This is a genomic window from Cognatilysobacter lacus, from assembly GCF_008274655.1.
Taxonomy (GTDB): domain Bacteria; phylum Pseudomonadota; class Gammaproteobacteria; order Xanthomonadales; family Xanthomonadaceae; genus Cognatilysobacter; species Cognatilysobacter lacus.
This window is the reverse complement of sequence record NZ_VTRV01000186.1, coordinates 1-4,654: the sequence shown is the minus strand read 5'-3', so window position 1 is coordinate 4,654 and position 4,654 is coordinate 1. Positions and strand designations below refer to the sequence as shown.

General features: G+C 70.6%; 4 protein-coding genes. All 4 read right to left on the bottom strand.

What is annotated here, in order from left to right; genetic code table 11:
* On the bottom strand, nt 1-779 hold a 779-nt coding region (locus tag FW784_RS12725), incomplete at its 3' end, for an AAA family ATPase (protein WP_149353708.1).
* Complete coding sequence (locus FW784_RS12720) at nt 776-1,900, bottom strand: DUF4350 domain-containing protein (protein ID WP_149353707.1); 1,125 nt, start codon at nt 1,898-1,900, stop codon at nt 776-778. The genes FW784_RS12720 and FW784_RS12725, both read right to left, overlap by 4 nt.
* Nucleotides 1,897-3,549: a DUF4129 domain-containing protein gene (locus tag FW784_RS12715; protein ID WP_149353706.1), complete on the bottom strand. Its 1,653-nt coding sequence runs from the start codon at nt 3,547-3,549 to the stop codon at nt 1,897-1,899. Before FW784_RS12715 ends, FW784_RS12720 begins: the two co-directional genes overlap by 4 nt.
* Complete coding sequence (locus FW784_RS12710; protein WP_149353705.1) at nt 3,546-4,556, bottom strand: stage II sporulation protein M; 1,011 nt, start codon at nt 4,554-4,556, stop codon at nt 3,546-3,548. The genes FW784_RS12715 and FW784_RS12710 overlap by 4 nt, the downstream gene beginning before the upstream one ends.
* Nucleotides 4,557-4,654 lie beyond the last annotated feature (98 nt).

Below are 4,654 nucleotides of genomic sequence, written 5' to 3'. Positions count from 1 at the left end.
CCGCGCGGCCCGGCGCCGAGCGCGATGCCGGCCCAGTCGCGCGTGCTGGCCGCGATGCGCACGGCGTAGTCGATGATCGCCTCGTCGACATGCAGCGCGGCGGTAGCCTCCTGCATCGCGACGATGTCGGCCGGGCCGAGCACGCGCGGCACGTTGGAGAGGTCGAAGGTGCTCGCGGCGCCCCGGCTCACGTCCGCCACCATGCGCACTTCGTCGGCGCGCTGCGGATAGCCGATCAGCACCTTCAGCAGGAAACGGTCGAGCTGCGCTTCGGGCAGCGGGTAGGTGCCCTCGTGCTCGAGCGGGTTCTGCGTGGCGAGCGCCATGAAGGGCGGCGGCAGCTCGAAGCTGCGGCCTTCGATGGTGACCTGGCGCTCGGCCATCGCTTCGAGCAGCGCGGCCTGCGTCTTCGCCGGCGCGCGGTTGATCTCGTCGGCCAGCAGCAGGTGGGTGAACACGGGCCCGCGCCGAATCGAGAACGTCTCGGTCTTCGGATCCCACACCGCGTGGCCGCTGATGTCGCTCGGCATCAGGTCGGGGGTGAACTGCACGCGCGCGAACGAGCAGTCGAGCGCCTGCGCCAGCGCGCGCACCAGCAGCGTCTTGCCGAGCCCGGGCACGCCTTCGATCAGTACATGCCCGCCGGCGAGCAGCGCGATCAGGATCTGCTCGAGCACTTCGGGCTGGCCGATGAAGGCGCCGGACACGGCATCGCGCAGGCGCGCGGCGGATTCGGCGAGCGCGGTGCCGGTGAGCGGAGGAGTCGGTGCGTCGGTCATAGCCGGTTTCTCATTCGGACGAGGGTGGCGATGCGGGCGACCAGCGCCTTGGCATCACGGGGATCGGGGCGACGCAGCACATCACGCAGCTGCGCGGCGGGAAGCTTCAGGCGTTCGACCAGCAATACGAGCTGCGGCTCGCCGTCGAGTGCGGCGGCCTGCGGATCGCGACGGCGCAGGCGGTCGAGCGTCGACGCGAGCATGGCGTCGTACAGCGCACCGGCACGGCCGTAGCGCCACTGGTGGGCGCCACTGGCCGCGACATGTTCGAGCAATGAACGACGCTCGAGCGCGGGCGGCGGCAGCAACGGCCCGAAGCGTCGCATGCGCGCCCACAGCCAGCCAGCCAACAGCAGCGCGAACGGCAGCCACGCCGGCCAGCCATGGCGCAGCAACGTGAGCCACAGCGAAGGCAGGTCGCTCGCATGCACGAGATGCACGGTGCCGCCTCGCTCGTCGGCAGCGAACAGTTCCGCGGTGAAGTCGCGGTTGGCGCGTGCGGACAGCGAATCGGTGGTGACGAAGTCGAGCGAGCCCAGCACGTCGACCCGTCCGCGACCCACCGGAATGCGCGCGAATACGTCCCCGTCGGCGTCGCCGAGATGCGGCGACGTGCCACGAGGCACCGCGAAGCGCCGCGTGCCGCACAGCGCCGCTGGCGCATCGACACCGGTGATGCAGCCCGTCGGTCGGCGATGCACGCGCACGTCGAACGCATCGAGCAGCGGGACGCGCAGGTAGGTCCGGTCGGCGGACTCGAACACGTCGGCAGCAGCGTCCGGTGGTGGCACGGCGACGATCAGGTGGCCGCCGCTACGCAGCCAGTTGAGCAGGCGGGCGCGTGTCAGCGTCGACAGGACGCGCAGATCGCCGTCGAACAGCACGGTGTCGTTCGGCGACAGCTCCATCGCGACGGGATCGAGCCGGCGCCAGGGGTGCACCGTGCGGCCGTCCTTCTCCAGCGCCACACGCAAGGCGAACAGCGGATTGCTCGCGGCCTCGCCGGTTCGCGGCAGGTCGATCCATCGCTCCTCGCGCTTGTAGGTATGCAGCCACCACGCCACGGCGCCGGCGATCACGAGAACACCAACGAGCGACGCCATCCAGGCACGCAGCCTCATGCGCGCCACCCGAAGCGCATGGCGGCTTCGTCGAGCGCGGCGTCGAACTCGGCCTCGGGCGGCATCTGTTCGGCCCAGGCGGCGTATTGCCAAAGCCGCACGATGCGCGCGAAGGCACGTCGGGGCGCCTCGGGCAGCGCCTGCGCCGCACGCAGGCACTGCGCCTCGGTCGCCCCCGGCGGCAGGACGCGCCCCGTTGTCTTGAGCATCGACTCGACTGCGGCGCGGTAGACGAGCGCGAGCGCATCGCGTCGCTGCCCGTCGCGCCAGAGCCTGCGTGCGGTGGCAACGATGTCGTCCGGAAGCGGCGCCGACGCGTCGTCGACGACGCCTTCGACGACGGGCGCCGCCGGCCGCGAGACGTCGCTCGCCACGCCGCGCAACCACGGCCACCAATACTTCGCGGTCAACGCCAGCAACAGCACCAGCCCGGCAAGCAGCAGCCACATCCCGAACTCACTGATCGCGGCGAGCACGCGGCCGAACGCCCGCAGCCAGGCCGGCAGGTCGCGCTGCTCGGGACGCCTTTCCGGATGTCTCAGCACCCACATCGTCACCTTGCGGCGTGGATGCAGGCGCTGATCGTCATAGGCGCGGTCGACGGCCTTGGCGAACGCAGCCGGGTCGCGATAGTCGGCGCCGAAGATGCGCGGGAGGTCGGTGCCCGCGGGCGTCGGGCGCTTGCAGGTCTGCATCGCCTGCCGCGCAGTGGGAAGCGGTGTCGGAGCGACCACGGGAGATGGACCCGCGCCCTGCGGGACGGGCGTCGTACCGGCGTGCCCAGCCGAGGGATCGGCAGACGGGCGCGCCGGTACGAATGCGTGGCCCGTCTGCGCATGCAGCGTCCACGGCATGGTGAGGAGCGCTGCAAGCAATACCATCGCGCTGCTGGCGGCCAGAAGGCGCTCGCGCAGGCGACGGAAGGCGAGCTCGATATCCCAGCCCTCGATCTCCGTTCGCCGGTTGAGGTACTGGCCGAAGCCGCTTCCGACATAGAACGGTTCGATGACGCTCGCGGCGGTCCAGGCCAGCGCGTTCTCGAGCAGCTGCAGCCACGTGGGCGAGTCGCGGATGTACTGCCACGCATCGCGCAACGCGTCCTGCAGGTATTCGTTGGGCACGAACAGGAACGCGAGCACCGCCAGGCCAACCACCAACGCGGTCTCGAACGCGGCAAATACCGTGAAGCAGAGCGCTGCGATGCCATAGGCCGGGCCGGCCAGCACGCGGCGGCGTTCGCGTACCGCGCGCCCCGCCCCGCCTTCAAGAACGTCGACCGGCATCAGCAGCGCGCGCGCCGGGCTCAGGCGCCGCCAGGTGAGATACCCGAGCATCGCGCGACGACTGCCCGCGAACGCGCCGCGCAGCGTCACGCGCGTAGTGGGTACTTCGCCGAACACCGCGCGCGACAGCACGAACAGGGGAATGCGATCGAACAGGGGCTTGAGCCACCACATCGCGAGCATCGCCAGCACCGGCGTGCCGGCAAGCCACGCCAGCGCGTTGGCGATCGCGAACGCGGGAACCGTGCAGGCCAGCCACGGCCGCCACACTGCGCGCGCATGGCGTCGAACCAGGGCAGTGCCGAGTTCGACCGCCTCCCACGACGAGCGCGGCCGCAGCACCACCGTGAGCGCATCGATCCTCATGCGCGTACGTCATCGAGCGCGTCGGGCAGGCCGCGGCCGCCGCGCCACAGCCAGGTCGCGACCAACGTCCAGAGCATGGCGGCGACCGAATACTTCACCGCAGCTGGCATCCACGCGATCGACGACCAGAACGCCTCCACAAATGCGGCCATCACGAGCATCGCGAACACCCCGACGCAGAGCAGTGCGCCGCGCCGTCCGCCTTCCGCGAGCGCGTCCAGGCGTCGCTGCTGCCCGGGCGCGAGCAGTCGCAACCCGATCTGCAGGCCGGCGCCCCCGGATATCACCACCGCGCTCAGCTCGAACGCCGAATGCCCGCAGACGAAACGCCAGAACGGGTCGCCATGGCCCACCGCCTGCAGGTGGCCGGCCACGCCGCCGATGATCAGCCCGTTGGCGACCAGCACGAAGATGGATCCCACCGCCGCGAGCGCGCCGCTCGCGAATGTACGGAACGCGATGGTGATGTTGTTGAAGATGTAGAAGCCGAACATCGCCATGTCCGTGCCACTGTCGCGCCCGAGCTTGCGCGCGGCGTCGGCCGGGTCGTACATGCGTTCGAACTGCGCGAGCTGGTCGGGCGTGAACAGGGCCGACGCGAGGTCCGGGTTCCACAGGATCGCGACGAACACCAGCATCATCGGCACATACAGCAGCGCGGCCGCGGCGAACATGCAACGGGCCTCTTCGCGTACGAGCCGCGGAAAACCCGCGACGAAAAAGCGCCCCAGCCGCCGCCAGTGCGGCGGCGGCGCCCGATAGAGCACGGCATGACCGCGCTGCATCAGCACCTGCAGGCGCGCGGTCACGTACGGGCTGTAGCCGCGACGCAGGGCGAGCGCCAGGTGCTGCGTCACGCGTCGATAGCGTGCGGGTACATCCTCGTCGCGGAGAGCATCGGGTGGCTGGCGTCGTGCGCGCCGCGCGCTTTCGCCGCGCGTGTCGAGCCAGTGCTCGAAGGCGTCCCACTCCTCGGCGTGGCGCGCGATGAAGATGTCCTGCTTCACGCGCGTCGCCCGAGCAGCCACGCGGCGATCGCATACAGCCGCATGGCGGCGTGCTCGCCGTGCGCCTGCACCAGCGGGGATGCGATGTCGGCGAGTTC

Coding starts and splice junctions, on each gene's coding strand:
- FW784_RS12720 (WP_149353707.1), bottom strand. CDS start 1,900: ATGAGGCTGCGTGCCTGGATGGCGTCGCTCGTTGGTGTTCTCGTGATC.
- FW784_RS12715 (WP_149353706.1), bottom strand. CDS start 3,549: ATGAGGATCGATGCGCTCACGGTGGTGCTGCGGCCGCGCTCGTCGTGG.